At 54.7% G+C, this 16,447-nt stretch carries 13 protein-coding genes; 7 read left to right on the forward strand and 6 right to left on the reverse strand.

The features are described from left to right. Positions 1-70 precede the first annotated feature (70 nt). From I2G61_RS04770 to I2G61_RS04795, 6 genes are all read right to left on the reverse strand, one after another. Positions 71-538 carry a GNAT family N-acetyltransferase gene (locus tag I2G61_RS04770; protein ID WP_195548008.1) on the reverse strand — a complete coding sequence of 156 codons (468 nt, stop codon included), beginning with the start codon at positions 536-538 and terminating at the stop codon, positions 71-73. Between the two features lie 2 nt (positions 539-540). Beyond that, positions 541-864: a hypothetical protein gene (locus I2G61_RS04775; RefSeq protein WP_195395678.1), complete on the reverse strand. Its 324-nt coding sequence runs from the start codon at positions 862-864 to the stop codon at positions 541-543. A gap of 148 nt (positions 865-1,012) precedes the next feature. Continuing rightward, on the reverse strand, positions 1,013-2,380 hold the full coding sequence (locus tag I2G61_RS04780) for a sulfatase (RefSeq protein WP_195548009.1): 1,368 nt from the start codon (positions 2,378-2,380) through the stop codon (positions 1,013-1,015). 2 nt (positions 2,381-2,382) lie between these two features. Then, positions 2,383-3,927 (reverse strand): DUF3604 domain-containing protein, encoded by a 1,545-nt coding sequence (locus I2G61_RS04785; RefSeq protein ID WP_200798766.1) that lies wholly within the window; start codon positions 3,925-3,927, stop codon positions 2,383-2,385. A 115-nt stretch (positions 3,928-4,042) separates the two neighbouring features. Then, entirely contained in the window at positions 4,043-4,855 is an 813-nt protein-coding gene (locus I2G61_RS04790; RefSeq protein WP_229100679.1) for a PTS system mannose/fructose/sorbose family transporter subunit IID, read from the reverse strand. Further along, positions 4,848-5,642, reverse strand: coding sequence for a PTS sugar transporter subunit IIC (locus tag I2G61_RS04795; RefSeq protein ID WP_072683796.1), 795 nt, complete (start codon positions 5,640-5,642; stop codon positions 4,848-4,850). Before I2G61_RS04795 ends, I2G61_RS04790 begins: the two co-directional genes overlap by 8 nt. 203 nt (positions 5,643-5,845) lie before the next feature. On the opposite strand from I2G61_RS04795, the gene I2G61_RS04800 reads away from it, so the two are divergent. From I2G61_RS04800 to I2G61_RS04830, 7 genes are all read left to right on the forward strand, one after another. Then, entirely contained in the window at positions 5,846-6,571 is a 726-nt protein-coding gene (locus tag I2G61_RS04800) for a GntR family transcriptional regulator (protein WP_072683797.1), read from the forward strand. 459 nt (positions 6,572-7,030) lie between these two features. After that, complete coding sequence (locus I2G61_RS04805; protein WP_072683798.1) at positions 7,031-7,588, forward strand: nitroreductase family protein; 558 nt, start codon at positions 7,031-7,033, stop codon at positions 7,586-7,588. Between the two features lie 233 nt (positions 7,589-7,821). Then, a complete protein-coding gene (locus I2G61_RS04810) occupies positions 7,822-10,383 on the forward strand; it encodes a heavy metal translocating P-type ATPase (RefSeq protein WP_195548010.1) in 2,562 nt (853 codons plus the stop codon). Then, positions 10,384-10,650 carry a metal-sensing transcriptional repressor gene (locus tag I2G61_RS04815; protein ID WP_006059334.1) on the forward strand — a complete coding sequence of 89 codons (267 nt, stop codon included), beginning with the start codon at positions 10,384-10,386 and terminating at the stop codon, positions 10,648-10,650. Positions 10,651-10,887: 237 nt separating this feature from the next. Next, entirely contained in the window at positions 10,888-12,261 is a 1,374-nt protein-coding gene (gene trkA, locus I2G61_RS04820) for a Trk system potassium transporter TrkA (RefSeq protein WP_195396224.1), read from the forward strand. Then, entirely contained in the window at positions 12,258-13,724 is a 1,467-nt protein-coding gene (locus I2G61_RS04825; protein WP_195548011.1) for a TrkH family potassium uptake protein, read from the forward strand. The genes trkA and I2G61_RS04825 overlap by 4 nt, the downstream gene beginning before the upstream one ends. Positions 13,725-13,811: 87 nt before the next feature. Then, entirely contained in the window at positions 13,812-16,394 is a 2,583-nt protein-coding gene (locus tag I2G61_RS04830) for a translation factor GTPase family protein (protein WP_195548012.1), read from the forward strand. Positions 16,395-16,447: the final 53 nt, after the last annotated feature.

Raw genomic sequence — 16,447 nt, forward strand, 5'->3', positions numbered from 1 at the left:
TTGTAAAAAGCCGCCCGATTTCGATCATGAAATCCAACGGCTTTTCTTTCTTCATATCTGCGTAAGCAAGCTAAAGTTTCTGATAAAACACCAACGTCATCCGGGGATTCACCGCCGCGGTTTTTCCTGTCTTCCGATATCCCATTTTCTCATAGAGATGGACCAGACGTTCCTCCTGTAAAATCGTATCCAGCTCCCATCCCCGCTCGCCATGGATTTTCTCAGCTTGTCGAATCGCTTCCTGCGCATAGCCCCGGCCCTGAAACTGCGGGAGAATGAACATCGGGGAAAGGCGCTTACGACTTCCATCCTGCTTGTCGGTGACGCTGAGCACGCCAACCGGGTTCCCATCTACGTCAATGAAATAATAATAACGGTCTTTTTGCGAACAGCGAAGCCGCAGTTGGTCCAGCGATTGATTGGCGGGACTGGTATCGTAATCCTGATACCGTTCCAACAGCTCGCGAAAAGCAATTTTCTGCATTTCCCAGATGACCGACGCATCCTCCGCGGACGCTAAGCGTAACAGCAGCCGCATGATCAAGCCTCGCGCTTGGCCGCGGATTTCCAGCAAAGCCAGCCTGAGCCGCACGAATAGGCGATCAACAGCATCCCCGCCGGCCACTCTTTCACGATCTGCCCGGTTTCTCGCAGCCCCATTCCGATCAACAGAGCACCGACCGCAATCCTAAACAGACAACCCAACGCGATTTTCCTGGCCATCAGGACAGCGCCAGCCGCGAGAAGTGCGGTACACACCCAAGCCAGGGGACTGATCGCTCCAAAATCGCCGAACACTCCTCCGAAAAAACCGTAGAACAAGCCGGCCAGCACAGCCGGAATAAAATAGAAAAGCTTTGCCATCCGCCGATCCTCCCTTTCTAAATAATGTTAATCATTCCCGCATCGTTGGTCTTATTCTATCATAAATTCCAGAGCTGCCGGAGGATTCCTATACAAAAAGCGCTGAGGAGCGGAATTTTCCGTTTCTCAGCGCTTTACTTTCGCTTATTTATTGCCAGCGCCCGCGCGGATCGTAATCCTGCGGATCCTTGCTTGACGCGTTGACGCATTCTTTTCTGTTTACCTTGTACTCCGGCTTCATTTCCAGCTCACCGTGAAGGATCGGATCCTGCGTCCGGATCTGGAACGTTCTGAGTTTTTCACGCAGGTCTTCCAGAATTTCCTGATAGCGCGGATCCTGCGCCAGATTCTTCCGCTCACCCGGATCGTAATAACAGTCGTACAGCGCTTCCGTATCTTTTGTCTGCGTAGCTAAATCGTTGCGCATGTAGAAATCCTTGGACGCCGACGAGTCCATATTCGACAGGTTCAGCTTCGTCCAGCTTTCATCATAGTAGCGGATATATTTATACCGGCGCGTGCGCACGCAGCGGATCGGTTCATAGCTGGTATGGAAATTCACCTCGGCAAAGATCTCGGAGACCGGCTCCGCGCTGATGTCCTCGAAGACTTCCGCAAACGAGGTGCCTTCCAGATAGTCTGGTTTTTCCAGCTGAAGCAGATCGCACAGCGTCGGCATCACGTCGACATGCGAAACCAAGGCGTCGATCACCTGGCCGTTGGCCTTCGCCCCCGGCACCCGCATGATCAGCGATACGCCGATCCCGCTGTCGGTCAGATTGCATTTATTAAACGGCAGTGCAACGCCGTGATCGGTCGTGAACATCACGATTGTTTTCTCCATCAGCCCTGTTTCCTTCAGCTTGTCGATCACCTTGCCGAAATTCTGATCCATGTAATAGGCTGAAGTCAGAAACTGTGCCTGATCGTGCCGGGTTTCCCCATTGTCGTCGATCGGAAACGGCGGGCGTACATAGCGCTCATCCACCGCCTCGCAGATCTCAACCGGATAAGGGCGATGCGTGCTGTGCATGCCATAGCTGAGGAAAAACGGTTCGTCCGCTTTGGCCTGATCCAGCCATTGGCAGACATGATCGGCGTTGATGGCGTCCCACAGATGCAGGTCTTCCTTTTTATACGGATCTGCGGAAGCGGTCAGCACCTCGTTGTAGCCCAGCTTGCCGGGCGCATCGGCATCCAGATACCAGCCGGATTCATGCTGGATGCCGCACAGGACAGTATGATAGCCATGACGCCCCAGAAACTGCGCCAGATGGCGTCGATAGTCGGTCAGTCCAAAGCCCCGCTGAGCCAGACCAAGCATCCCGTTTTGATGCGGATAAGTCCCTGTCAGCAGCGCCGCGCGGCTGGGCGAACAGGTCGGCCCCGCGCAGTATGCCTGGGTGAACACAGCGGCATCCCTGGCAAACGCCAACAGATTGTCCGTCGGCGCGTTTACGCCGTAGGGGCTTACCATCCGGCCGCTGTCATGGGTGTGGATATACAGAATATTCATGACTATTCCCCTTTCTTTTCAACAAAGACCGGGCTTGTCCAGGCGCATCCTCCGTTTCTTTCCCAGATCCGTAAGCGCAGGTGCTTGACGTCGCTCAGATCCAGCGTTCTTTCCAGCTGGACATGATAGCCGTTTTCCACAACGGCCTGGCCGATTTTGAATTTATACGCGTTATGCCACCACGGATCAGTCCGGTAATAATCTGTGAAGTTAAAGCGATCTTTCACCAGCTGACGCGCTTCCTCTTCCAGCTCCACGACCCGCGAGGTCTTTAACAGATCCCCGACTGCCAGCGGATATTCAACGCCGTCGACGCTCAGCAGCACCGTGCCTTCCCGATCGGTTTCCACTTCAAAGATAAAGCCTTCCGTCGTGACAGCCGACGGTCCCATCCACTTGCCAGTGGCCGTTGTCTTGTACGTTGTCAGATCAAATTCGCAGCGGTTATCCGTCACGTCGTGCAGATCCTGTCCGAAGTTGCTCCAGCATTTTTCGATGCTGAGGAGTTTTCCACCTGGAACTTCCAGCGCGCCTTTCCATTGACGCGAAGCGATGTCCGGGAAAATCCGGCGGTCCGGTCCCCAGCCGAATTCCACTTTAAATTTGAAACGGATCGTCTCACCCAGCGGCTTGCGCTCCCAGGTGGAGGTATGCGGAATCATCTCCACAACCTGATTGTCTTCAATGACTTCAATCCGGTCGATCGCGTCGCTGCCGATCACGTCCAGCGTCAGTTTCGCTTTCGGATTTGGTTCGATGACATCGCCCATCAGCTTGCCGTCGACCTGCATCCTGACCTGAATCCGATCCTTCGATACGCCGTAGGTATGACGCTTCTGCATCGCGTCCCAGATCGCTTCCTTCGTGTTGCCCTCGGCTAAGCAGGCCATGTAGCCAAAGCCATAGACGCAAGGAGCGGAATGGTTGTCGCCCGAGGCGATGACGCCGAATTTGTAGCCATCTTCCCACCCCCGTTCAACACAGGTTTCGCCCGTCCGCGGTCCCATGTGGACATGGCGCGTCATTTCAATCGGGCCGTTGTCGTTTTCACTGCTGCCGTGGGAAGAATAGATTTCCACAAACGGCGAGAAGGCTTCGTTATGCGTGGCCCAGTTCTTGCCGCGGTTTTCCAGCTGATAAGCCAGATGATGCGGAATCCCGATCACGTCCTTGCCCGCATACGCTTGGACCAGATCCGCATAGCGCAGCGGATATTCCATCTTCTGCCGGTTATCCTTGCAGAAAACATTGTGATCACCATCCTGTCCGGCGCCCTGCCACTCGTAGCCCATAAACATCGGGAATCCGGCGGCGTTGACTTTCTCCGTAAACTCGCGCAGTGCTTCCCAATCTTTTTCAATTACGTCTAATGGATAACGGTCTTCCACGCCCAGCCCCGTTTCATCCTTGCGCATGGTATAAGGATAATAGGCGATTGGCCAGAAATCCATCATCTTCTGTACCTGGTCAAACCATTGCGGCAGTTCGTTCATCTGTTCGTGGTGGATGTTGCTGTGCATATCCGTCCAAAGAATTTTATAATCCATACGTCTATTTCCTCCCTTTATCGTTATTGTTTACACTCATTTCTGTTTCATCAGAGAATGAAGATTCATTTTCTGATGAAACAGACAGGCGCAATCAGCGCCTGACTGTCGTGAATTACATAATGCCTAACAGAACCATGACGGCAGCCAGACCCAGGATGCCAAGGATCAGCTTGTTGCTGTTCCAGCCCTTTTTGTCCGCCAGCAGCCAGCAGCCCACGGTGACTAACATCGGGACCAAAGTCGGCATGATCTTGTTCAGGATTTCCTGAATCGAAACGGTCATTTCTCCTGCCGTGAAGACAAACTTGATCGGCGCAGCCACGGTCGTCGAAGCGACGCCGCCGATAACGATCAGACCGACCATCGTCAGTGCAGTCGTGATCTTGTCTTTGATTTCCTTGTTCATCAACAGCTTGACGGCATCCATGCCTAAATCATAGCCCTTCATGAACATGAAGTATTTTAACGGAATGACGGTACCCAGCCAGGCGATCACAAAAAAGATCGCGCCGATCGGCGAACCGCCGGCGGACAAACCGATCGCGATCGAAAGCAGGATCGGGCTGTAGGTTCCCATTAAGATGGAATCGCCGATGCCGGCAAACGGACCCATCAGGGCGTTCTTGGTGCCCATGATCAGTTCCGCGTCGACTTCGCCGCCGTTGGCCCGCGCTTCTTCCAGAGCGATCGTGATGCCCGGGATGACGCTGCCCAACTGCGGTTCCGTATTGAAGAACTGCATGTGGCGGGTCAGCGCCGCTTCCAGTTCCTCCGGATTATCGCCGTATAACTTTTCCAGAGGTTTCGACATCGTATGACAGAAGGCCAAACCCTGCATACGTTCAAAGTTCTGCGCGCAGTGGTGGAAGAACATCCAAGTCCATGCGGCGTTCTTAACGTCCTTGCGGTCCAGTTTCTTACTCATCGTAATCTCCTCCTTCATCAGCGGCAGCCGCGTTGCCGGCGCCGTTATATTTCGCCATAACGAACAGCAGCGCGACGCCGACGGCCATAATGGTTAACGCGGTAGTCGTCATGCCGGTCGCCTGAGTGATGATCCAGCCCATTAAGAACAGCACGATCATCCACTTTTCGGCAACGATCTGCTTCAGCAGCAGCGCGAAGCCCAGCGCCGGAAGCATCTTGCCGGCAACCTGCAAAAACTGTAAGACGATCGGCGGCAGCGCGTGCAGAATCGCTTCCGCAGCCGGAGCGCCGAAGTAGCAGGCGATCGTTACGACGCTGACGCGTTCAACTAAATGCAGAATTGTGCCGCACAGGTTGTTGCGGGCGATTCCCGAAACATTGCCCTGTTCCGCACATTTATCGCCCCGGTGAACCCAATACGAGTTGACCGTCATCGTGAAGTTGTGCATCGCGGTGCCTAACGCGCCTAACGGAATGGCTAACGCGATCGCTGCTTCCGCGCCGCCGCCCGCAACCATCGCTAACGGAATACCGATGAACGCCGCGTAGTTCACGTCAGACGGCATTGCGCCGCCCGCGACGATCTGGCCCAGATACATGGCCTGAACCGCCACGCCGCACAATACGCCGGTGGTGACGTCCCCCAGAATCAAACCGACGATAGCGCCCGCTACCAACGGTCTGCCGACACAGTAGAATCCGCCAGTCGTACCAAACAGCCATGGTACCTGGTTTCGGCCGAGATAAGCGAATACGCCTATCAGGAGTGCCTGAATTAAAGACATAAAGTTTTTCCTCCCTATTTCTCATAAACCCCTCAAGGTTTATCTCCGAGTCCATTGTATTATCAATATCATAATTTATCAATACAAATTTTGTAATTTATTGTCAATTCAAGTCACATTTTCTCAATTTGTATTACTATTAACCCCTTTCTTTCTTGTCATAATAATACAAATATGCTATGATTGGCCCAGAAGGTGAAACCATGGCAAGCTCAAAGCAAGCGCGGATTCCGCGATATAAACAAATTGAAAATGATCTGATTGATAAAATCAACAGCGGCGTATACGTCACGGACGACCTGCTTCCCACCGAGGCTGAGCTGTCCAGGGAATACGGCGTCTCGCGCGTAACCGTCCGTCAGGCCCTGGGCAATCTGACCACCCGGGGCTACATCTACCGCAATCAGGGCAGCGGTTCATTCGTCGCCAAGCCCAACGTCATCCAACGCACCCCGCTGATCAAAAGCTTCAGCGACGATATGCGGGACATGGGAAAAGTGCCGACCTCCATCGTCAATACCTTTTCCGTGACCACCGCCGGCAAGACCGTCGCGCGGATTCTCGGCATCCGGCCGGAGGATCGGATTTACTACATCGAGCGGACGCGGATGGCCGACGACGTACCGATCATGTTTGAACGTACCTACATGGCCGTCGATCTGCATCCCGACATGTCGATTAAAATTCTGGAATCCTCAAAATACGACTATGCCGAAAAAAACGGCTACGACATCGACTGTGACTATCAGAATATCTCGGCGATTTTCCCGCCCGAATACATTGCGGAAATCCTGCGCTGCGATCCCAAGATGCCGATCATCAAGATCGCAAATACAGTTTATATGAAAAACGGGAAGATTTTCGATTTCGACGAATTGTATATGCATCCCGAATTGTACCAGCTGAATATCGTCAAACGCCGGGAATAATCCCGGTTTTCTTTTGGCGTTCCTTCTTTTTGTCTTCGAGAAAGTAACGCAGACCAGCCGTCAGGCTGAACAATACCCTCGGATTCAGACTTGATCAAAACCAGGAAACAACCAACGCTTTCCTTCAACGGTCTTGTAAAACGGTCAGACTGTTTTCAATGCTTCAGAATTAATTTTTTTGAATAAGGGGAGAGGGACGATCCGTATTTGGAGGTTTGAAGGAAGTTGCAAACAGAAATCAGTCTGGAACAGGGAAATCGTCCCTCTAGTATTAATATTGCGCAAAATTGAAAAAAGCCCCTCTTTTTTTTGATTTTTTTAAAATTTTTACTATTTCGATGATTTCGCCCCTGTTTTTCATTCAATTCGATGATTTTCCTCGCGCGATCCTTTACAATAGGATCAAGGTCCCAATTCAGATTTGACACTGGAAAAAGAACGCAAAAAGGAGGTTCAATCATGGAATTGGAAGAAGTAATCGCACAGCGGCGAAGTATCCGCAAGTTTGAAACAAAACCTGTGGAAAAAGCCAAACTGGAAAAGCTGATCGAAGCCGCGCGGCTGTGTCAGTCGGCGAAAAACCGCCAGCCCTGGCAATTTATGATTTTAGAGGATGGCCGGAAAGATCAGGTCGCCGGGATTATGCTTCAGCTGTTTGAAAGTCACGATGAAGAACTGCCCGGCTATGTCAACAGTTCCAGGCACACCGCTCAGATTATACAAAACGCGCCTGTCCTGATGCTTGTCTTCAGAGAACCGGACGAGCTGTGGATCCCCGGTGATCTGTTATCCATCGGCGCCGCAATCGAGCATGTTTGTCTGGAAGCGGTGAACCTCGGCTTAGGCGCTTTGTGGATCCGCGATACCGAATATACGGAAAAGGAAATCTGCGCCTATGTAGGTTATCCTCAGCTGCAGTTAGTCTCCGCTATTGCGCTGGGCTACCCGGCCGAACAGCCCGCTCCGCGCCCGCGGAAAACTCCCGAAGCGCTTCTGCTTCCATTTCAGGGACGTTAACGCGTCCTTTTTCTTTTTCTCATCCTGACCGGGTATGATTTGACCCGGCCGGTTTATCCTATATAAAGGATCGGGGACCGCAAAGGAATTTAAGTTATGAAAAAGCAAGGAATTTAAGTCCTGAAAAGATAAGGAATTCGAGTCTTGAAAAAGCATTGCGATTGACAGAAAAAACGATGTGCGTTATGCTACTTCCATACACCCCCTAGGGGTGGGGTACTCGAGGTGATGAAATGAAGAAAACTTATGATGTTACAGGCATGAGCTGCTCCGCCTGCAGCGCTGCGATCGAGCGCGGCGTGCGCAAGCTGGACGGCGTCGAACAATGCGACGTCAATCTGTTGGCGAACAAGATGACCGTCAGCTTCGATGAAAATCAGCTGACCAGCGATAAGATTCTGCAGGCTGTCGAACAGGCCGGCTATCACGCCGAGGAGCACGGCGCACCCGCGGCGGCTTCCAAAGCGTCAGCCGCGGAAAATCCGATGGAGAAGCAGATCAAAACGATGAAGACCCATTTTATCATCTCCGTCGTCTTCATGCTTCCGCTGTTCTATCTGTCGATGGGCCACATGATGGGCTGGCCGCTTCCGGCGTTTTTCCTCGGTCATGAAAACACGATGAACTTTGCGCTGACGCAGTTTCTGTTGTGTCTGCCGGTTGTGATCGTCAACGGCCACTACTTTACCAACGGTTTCAAGAACCTGTTCCGGCGCTCGCCGAACATGGATTCGCTGATCGCCATCGGTTCCGCCGCCGCGATCGTCTACGGCGTGATCGCGCTGTATGAAATCGGCATGGGACTGGGCGCGCAGGATATGGTCAAGGTTCACAGCTGGGCGATGGACATGTATTTTGAGACTTCGGCGATGATTCTGACCTTGATCACGCTGGGCAAATATCTGGAAACCCGCTCCAAGGGCAAAACCTCGGAAGCGATCGCCAAGCTGATGGATCTCGCGCCGAAAACTGCCTGGGTCCGCCGCGGTGAAGAGTTCGTGGAAATTCCCGTCGAGGATGTCCGCCCGGGCGACCGCCTCCGCGTCAAGCCGGGCCAGAGCGTACCGGTCGACGGCGTGATCGTACAGGGCAGCGCGGCCTTTGACGAATCGGCGATCACCGGCGAAAGCATTCCGGTCGAACGCACCGTCGGTGAAAAGATCATCGGCGCAACCGTCAACAAAAGCGGCGCGGTGGAAATGGAAGCGACGCTGGTCGGTGAGGACACCACGCTCTCGCAGATCATCCGGCTGGTAGAAGAAGCGTCAGCCTCCAAAGCGCCGATCGCCAAGCTGGCCGACAAGGTCAGCGGCGTCTTCGTTCCCGTTGTAATCACGATCGCCCTGGCGGCCGCCGTCATCTGGCTGCTTCTGGGCGAATCAATCAGCTTCGCGGTATCGATCGGAATCGCCGTCCTGGTCATTTCCTGTCCGTGCGCGCTGGGGCTGGCAACACCGACCGCGATCATGGTCGGCACCGGCAAGGGTGCGGAGAACGGTATTCTGATTAAATCCGGCGAAGCGCTGGAAACGGCGCATTCCTTACAAACCGTCATTCTGGATAAAACCGGAACCGTCACGATCGGCAAGCCGGAAGTCACCGAGGTCACAGTTCTGGGCGAAAGCGAAGCTAAGTTGCTGGACGCCGCCGTTTCCTTGGAAGCGGTGTCCGAGCATCCGCTGGCGGAAGCGATCGTGCGCTATGGTCAGAAACAAAGTGCCAAGATCCAATCCGTTGATCAATTCGAGAACATCGCCGGCCAGGGTGTTCGGGCGTTGATCGACGGCCAGCCGACCGCTGCCGGCAATCTCAGAATGATGCAGGCGATGGGACTGGCGGACAAGCAGATCGAACAGCTGCATCACAACGCCGCAACGCAGGGCCGCACGCCGTTGTTCATCGCCCAGAGCGGAGTGATTTTGGGAATGATCGCCGTCGCCGATACGATCAAACCGACCAGCCGCGCTGCGGTCGCTGAATTCAAGCGGATGGGAATCGACGTCATCCTGCTGACCGGTGACAACCCGCAGGTGGCCCAGGCGATCGCCGCCCAGGCCGGGATCGACAACGTGATCGCCGAGGTCCTGCCGTCTGATAAGCAGCGGGTCGTCAGTCAGGTTCAGGCCGAAGGCCGCAAGGTCGCCATGATTGGCGACGGCATCAACGACGCCCCGGCGCTGGCCCAGGCGGATGTCGGCATCGCGATCGGCGCGGGAACGGACGTGGCGATTGAATCCGCCGATATTGTCTTGATGAAAAGCGATCTGTGGGATGCTGTCACCGCAGTCAAGCTTTCCAAAGCTGTCCTGCGCAACATCAAGCAGAATCTGTTCTGGGCTTTGATCTACAACAGCATCGGGATTCCGCTGGCCGCCGGCGTGTTCATTCCACTGTTAGGCTGGAAGCTGAATCCGATGTTCGGTGCGGCGGCGATGAGCCTAAGCTCCGTCAGCGTCGTTTCCAATGCGCTGCGGCTGAAATTGTTCTCCAGCCCGCGCCCGGCCGGACTCCCAGAGTCTTCCTCGGCGCCTGCCGCGCAGGTTGCCGTCCACTCTATTGAATTGAAAAATAAAGGAGAAAAGAACATGACAAAAACTATGATCGTAAACGGAATGGCCTGCGCTCATTGCAAGGCCCGCGTCGAAGCTGCGCTCAACGCCGTCGCCGGCGTCGAAAAAGCAGAGGTCACGCTGGACGAAAAGAAAGCGGTCGTCAGCTGCAGCCAGCCGGTGGAAGACAGCGCGCTGATCCAGGCCGTTACCGATGCGGGATACGAAGTCGTTTCCGTCGCGTAAATGAAAGCCGACGCCGCCCGCACCCTGCAGCTGTTAAAAACAGCGCGGGGACAGATCGACGGCGTGATCCGGATGGTCGAGGACGACCGCTACTGCATCGACATCTCCAACCAGATCCAGGCCGCCTCGGCGATTCTGGCAAAGGTCAATCAGGAGATTTTAAGCGCCCACATTCACGGCTGCGTGAAGGACGCGATGCATGGCCAACCGGAAGACGCCGAAGCGAAGATTGAAGAAGTGCTGGAGATTCTGGACCGCTGCTTATAGCGTTGGATCTCTTTACTTAGAAAGCCCGGAATTTTCCGGGTTTTTTTCTGTTTCTTAAGCGTTATCCCTGATCCATTCCGTTTTCATCCTTTTTCTACCACTTTCGTTTTCCTGAAATCAGAAACAGTCCGGTAGGGAACAGATCCGCATGCTATAATGAAGAAAAGAACAACCTCACGGACTGCCCGCCAGCTTGTCCGAAGCGGGAAGCCCTCCGATCAATCAGGAGGAACGCTTATGAATATCATTATTTCCGGCTGCGGCAACGTCGGCTATCATCTGGCCCGCACCTTGATGAAAGAAGGGCATAACGTCACCGTTATCGACGCGGATCCCGAAGTCTGCCAGCGCGTCAGCCGCCAGCTCGACGTTTTATGCCTGCAGGGATCCGCGCTGGACCTCGACGTTCAAAATGCCGCCGGGGCAGATCATGCCTATCTGTTTATCGCCGTAACCCGCGATGAAAAAGCCAACATGCTCAGCGCGTTAATGGCCCGGCATTCAGGCTGTCGGATCGCCTTAATCCGGATGCAGGAATCCACCGCTTTAAAATCTCTGTCCTTACTCAGTCAGGATTTAAACTTATCGCTGTCGCTGAATCCGGACGAACTGGCAGCCCGGGAGCTGGTCAGAATTCTGGAATTTCCGGCGTCGGTCAATGTCGACAGCTTTTCTGCCGGGCGCGTGGAACTGATGGAATTCGAGGTTCAGCCCGGTTCAGCGCTGATCGGAAAGAATCTGACGGCAATCCGCAAAGCCTATCCCGGCCGCTATTTGTTCAGCTTGTGTCTGCGCGGCGATCAGGCTTCGATCCCCCGCGGCGATTTCATCGTCCAGGCCCGGGATCATTTAACCCTGACCGCTTCGCGTTCCCAAGCGCTGGCATTGTTCAGCCGCTTAAAACTGCGGACAACCGGAATCCGGCAGCTTCTTATTCTGGGCGGCGGCGATCTCGGCTTATCCCTCTGCCAGCAGCTGGCGGATCAGCCGGTTCAGATCACGCTCGTGGAAAAGGATCCGGCCCGCTGCGCCCTCATCAGCACCTGGTTTCATAAAGTGGACGTCTGCCGGGGCGATGCGACCAATCATCCGTTTTTACAGACATTGAACTTTGATGCGATGGATGCTCTGATCGCCGTGACTGGCAGCGATGAAATCAACGCCATGCTTGCGCTGTATGGCAGAAGCCGGCAAATCGGCCTGGTCTTCTGCCGTCAGAATACGCATTCCTATCTGCCGATCCTGCACGAAGCCAAAATCCGTACCGTCATGCCCAAGGATCTGGCAACCGAACAGATTCTCGGCTATGTCCGTTCGATCGACAGCCGCGATGAAAATCCGATCATTACGCTGCACACGCTGGCCGGCGGTCAGATCGAAGCGCTTGAATTTGAAATCGGGCCGGATGCCCGGCGCATTGTCGCCGCGCCTTTACAGGCGCTGCCGTTGAAGAAAAACATTCTGATCACCGCGGTTCTGCGGCATGCCCAGATGATCATCCCGGGCGGTCGGGATCAGCTGCAAACCGGCGATTTCATCATTGTTTTAGCCCCGGCAGGGCAAGTTCACCGTCTCGCGGATCTGCTTGAAACTCCGCTGCGGTCGGTATGAACAGGAAGCTGGCCGGTTGGATCGCCGGCGCTTCACTGCTCGGATCCGCAGCCGCAATGGCCCTTCCCTTATGTTTCGCAGGAATTTCAGGGGAACGGCTCGACCTTTTTCTGATCCCGATGTTATGCTGCGCGCTGCCCGGCAGCCTGTTGCTTCGCTACGGCCGCGGCGAACGGGTGATTTCAGCCCGTGAGGGCTTGCTGAGCATCGGACTCTGCTGGCTGATTTTATCGCTGTGCGGAGCGCTGCCGCTGAGTTTGAGCGGACAGCTTTCGTTCATCGACAGCGTATTTGAAATTATTTCCGGCTATACGACCACCGGAGCGACAATCCTGACCGACGTGGAAGCGCTGCCCCGCTCACTTCTGTTGTGGCGGGCACTGACGCAGTGGATTGGAGGGGTGGGCTTCGTCGTATTTATGGTCATGCTTGTCCCCGCTTCCCAAGGCAGCACGATGAATCTGGCGGAAGCAGAAGCCAGTCCGGCGGCGGAGAAATTATTTCCCCGCTTCCGGCAGAGCGCGGCGGTCCTGTGTGGGGTATATGGCGGATTAACCCTTGTGGAAGCGATCCTCTTATGTTTTGCCAAAATGCCGTTGTGGGAAAGTGTCTGCCACGCTTTGGCAACCGCCGGCACCGGCGGATTTTCAACCCGGAATCTTGGGATTGCCGTCTATCAGTCCCCGGCCGTGGAATCCATCATCGCATTCTTCATGTTGATTTTCGGAGTCAATCTCAAGCTTGTGTGGCTGTTTGTCACCGGCCGGGCGGCGCAGGCTTTGAAAAACGTGGAGCTGCGCTGGTATGCCGGATTGTTTCTGGGATTCTGGCTGATCATTGCGGGCAGTCTGATTCTGGATGGAAAAGCGTTGGTGAATGCCTTGGGGCTGGCCTTCTTCCAAACCGCCAGCGCGATCAGCACCACCGGCTTCGCCAGCGCCGATTTTAACCGCTGGCCGCAGCTTTGCCGGCTGCTTCTGCCCTTGATCACAATGCTCGACGCCTGCACCGGCTCCAGCGGCGGCGGTTTGAAGATCGCCCGGGTCATCGTGGCAGGAAAAGCCATGAAACGGGAGCTGCACCGCAGCCGTCAGCCGCAGATTGTCAAAATTGCGACGCTGGACGGACAGCCTGTTGCGGAAGCCACAATCCAGCGTACGTTAACGTTTATCCTCATTTATCTGTCGTTTTTCCTCATCGGCTGGATTTTGTTAGCGGCGGCCGGCGCGGATCTGGAAACGGCCGGCAGCGCCGTGCTTACCTGCATGAATAATTCCGGCACCGGCTTGAACGGCGTTGGTCCGCTGGGCAGCTATGCCGCTTTCCCGCCGTTTTCCAAACTGGTATTGTGTCTGGTCATGTTAGCGGGAAGACTGGAATTCTATCCGCTGTTATTGATCTGCCTGCCTGAAACCTGGACCGCTCCGACGTTAAAAATCAACTCGGAAAAACGCTCATCTTAGCATGATGCGTTTCCCCTTGGAAACACAGCGGCGCAAATCGCTGGTAAAAGACTTGAACAAACACGGAAAGTCGCATACAATTTTTCTATGAAACAGATTATTTTAGGCGCGCTGGCGCATGTCGACGCCGGCAAGACAACCTTGTCGGAAAGTCTTCTTTATCAATCCAATCAAATCCGGAAGCGCGGCCGCGTCGATCATCAGGATACCGTCCTCGATTATGACGATCAGGAACGCAGTCGGGGTATTACGATCTTTTTAAAGCAGGCGATGTTCCCGTGGAAGCAAACCGAATTCACACTGCTGGACACGCCCGGCCATATCGACTTCAGCGCGGAAATGGAGCGCACGCTGCAGGTGCTGGACTACGCGATCGTGCTGATCAGCGGCATCGACGGCGTGCAGGCGCATACGCATACGATCTGGAAGCTGTTGGAAACCTATCATGTCCCGGCATTTGTGTTCGTCAACAAGATGGATATTGCTTACGATGACGCGGCGGCGCTGATGACTTCGCTGCAAACCCAGCTTGATCCGCGGATTATCGACTTTACGCAGGTGGACGGGCAGATGGAAAACATCGCGATGCAGCGCGACGACCTGCTGGAAAGCTATCTTGAGCAGGGGACGCTGACCCCTTCCCAGATCCAGAGCGCAGTCGCGGACCGCTCGCTTTTTCCCTGTTATTTCGGCTCCGCGCTGAAAGCGGACGGCGTGGAAGCGCTGTTGGACGGACTGGACGCCTACACCGCAATGAAAAGCTATCCGGAAACCTTCGGAGCCCGAGTTTACAAAGTTTCCCGCGACCGCCAGGGCACGCGCTTGACGCATGTCAAAGTTACCGGCGGTGTTTTAAAGGCCAAACAGGTGCTGGACAACGGTGAAAAGGTCGATCAGCTGCGGCTGTACTCCGGCGAGCAGTTCACCATGGTCAATGAGGTTCCGGCTGGTCAGGTTTGTTGCCTGAAAGGACCGATGAAATTAGGGATTCATGACGGATTGGGATTTGAGCAGCCCGCTCGGACGCCGGTGCTTTCCGCCTGTCTGAGCTACAGCCTGATCCCGCCGGCGGGCTGCGATCCGTTTGCGTTATATCGTCAGCTCAAGCAGCTAGAGGAAGAAGATCCCCAGCTGCATCTGCAATTTCACGCGCCGACGCAGGAAATCCGCATTCAGATCATGGGCAACGTTCAGATTGAGATCTTGAAACAGCTGATCGCCAGCCGGTTTCACCTGGACGTGGAGTTCGACGAAGGAAAAATCAATTACAAAGAAACGATCTGCACGCCGGTGGAAGGCGTCGGTCATTACGAGCCGCTGCGCCATTACGCCGAGGTGCATCTGTTGCTTGAACCGCTGCCGCCCGGCTCTGGGGTGCAGGTGACTTCCGACTGCCCGGTCGATTGGTTAGCGCTGCCGTGGCAGAAAATGGTGCTGAACTGTCTGGATGAAATCGAAGTTCCCGGCGTATTAACCGGCTCGCCGATCACCGATATCAAAATCACGCTGATCGCCGGGAAAGCGCACATCAAACATACCGAAGGCGGCGACTTCCGCCAGGCCACGCTTCGGGCGCTGCGTCAGGGTTTGCGCAGGACAACCTGCCAGCTGCTGGAGCCGGTCTATCAGTTCCGCATGGAGCTGCCCGCCGGTCAGCTGAGCCGTGCGCTGTTCGATCTGCAGCGGATGCAGGCGCAGTCGGCAATCACGCAGAATCAGACCGACACGGTAATTCTGGAAGGCACGGCCCCAGTTGCCAAAATGCGCAATTACCAAGCCGAGCTGACCGCTTATACCCATGGCTTAGGCCGGCTGGTCTGCACGTTTCAAGGTTATCAGCCCTGCGCCGATCAACAGGCACTGATCGAAGCGATCGGCTACGACTGCGACGGCGATCTCGACTTCCCTGCGGATTCCGTTTTCTGCAGCCACGGCGCAGGATTTCTTGTGCGCTACGACGAAGTTGAGGAACATATGCATATCGAAGCTCAATGGCATCCGCAGAAAGTGGAGACAGTCGATTCCGGTTATCATCATAACCGCTATACCGTCGACGACGCCGAGCTGAAACGTGTCATGGAACGTACGCACAAGCCGAAGGAAAAAGTGGCGGTACGCGCTCCGGTCAAGCGCAAGGAAATGCCGGAACATATTGAAATCCAGCGGCAGAAGCCCAAGACGAAATGTCTGTTAGTCGATGGTTACAATATGATTCATTCGTGGAGTGAGCTTGTTGTGCTGGCCCGGGAAGATCTGTCCGCAGCCCGCGATCAGCTGATCCAGCTGCTTTCCAGCTTCCAGGGAACCCGCACCGGAATTCTGATTCTGGTCTTCGACGCGTATCAGGTCAAGGATAATCCCGGCTCAATTCAGAAGCTGCATAACCTGTACGTCGTCTACACGAAAACCTCGCAGACGGCCGATTCCTACATCGAAAAAGCCACGCATCAGCTCGCCGACCAGTTTGAGGTTACCGTCGCAACTTCCGATGGGATGGAACAGCTGATCATCATGGGGCAGGGCGCGATGCGCCTCAGCTCACGCGAGCTGGAAGTCCAGGTCCAGCAGCTCCGTCATCAACATCGCAAACAGGAACGGGAAAATCTTGAACCCCACCGCCCGCTGAAAGAACTCAAAACCCTGCTTTCTGATCCCGAAGACGATCAGTAAACTCAATGTAAAAACTTCCGACACATAAAAAAAGCGCAGGCTCTAAAAGTCTG

This window comes from Holdemania sp. 1001095H_141210_F2 (assembly GCF_015558105.1).
Lineage (GTDB): Bacteria > Bacillota_I > Bacilli_A > Erysipelotrichales > Erysipelotrichaceae > Holdemania.

Excerpts from the sequence above, each read along its gene's own strand:
- I2G61_RS04770 (WP_195548008.1), bottom strand. The coding sequence starts at position 538 with ATGCGGCTGCTGTTACGCTTAGCGTCCGCGGAGGATGCGTCGGTCATC.
- I2G61_RS04775 (WP_195395678.1), bottom strand. The coding sequence starts at position 864 with ATGGCAAAGCTTTTCTATTTTATTCCGGCTGTGCTGGCCGGCTTGTTC.
- I2G61_RS04780 (WP_195548009.1), bottom strand. The coding sequence starts at position 2,380 with ATGAATATTCTGTATATCCACACCCATGACAGCGGCCGGATGGTAAGC.
- I2G61_RS04795 (WP_072683796.1), bottom strand. The coding sequence starts at position 5,642 with ATGTCTTTAATTCAGGCACTCCTGATAGGCGTATTCGCTTATCTCGGC.
- I2G61_RS04805 (WP_072683798.1), top strand. The coding sequence starts at position 7,031 with ATGGAATTGGAAGAAGTAATCGCACAGCGGCGAAGTATCCGCAAGTTT.
- I2G61_RS04800 (WP_072683797.1), top strand. The coding sequence starts at position 5,846 with ATGGCAAGCTCAAAGCAAGCGCGGATTCCGCGATATAAACAAATTGAA.
- I2G61_RS04815 (WP_006059334.1), top strand. The coding sequence starts at position 10,384 with ATGAAAGCCGACGCCGCCCGCACCCTGCAGCTGTTAAAAACAGCGCGG.
- I2G61_RS04785 (WP_200798766.1), bottom strand. The coding sequence starts at position 3,927 with ATGGATTATAAAATTCTTTGGACGGATATGCACAGCAACATCCACCAC.
- I2G61_RS04790 (WP_229100679.1), bottom strand. The coding sequence starts at position 4,855 with ATGAGTAAGAAACTGGACCGCAAGGACGTTAAGAACGCCGCATGGACT.
- I2G61_RS04810 (WP_195548010.1), top strand. The coding sequence starts at position 7,822 with ATGAAGAAAACTTATGATGTTACAGGCATGAGCTGCTCCGCCTGCAGC.
- I2G61_RS04830 (WP_195548012.1), top strand. The coding sequence starts at position 13,812 with ATGAAACAGATTATTTTAGGCGCGCTGGCGCATGTCGACGCCGGCAAG.
- trkA (WP_195396224.1), top strand. The coding sequence starts at position 10,888 with ATGAATATCATTATTTCCGGCTGCGGCAACGTCGGCTATCATCTGGCC.
- I2G61_RS04825 (WP_195548011.1), top strand. The coding sequence starts at position 12,258 with ATGAACAGGAAGCTGGCCGGTTGGATCGCCGGCGCTTCACTGCTCGGA.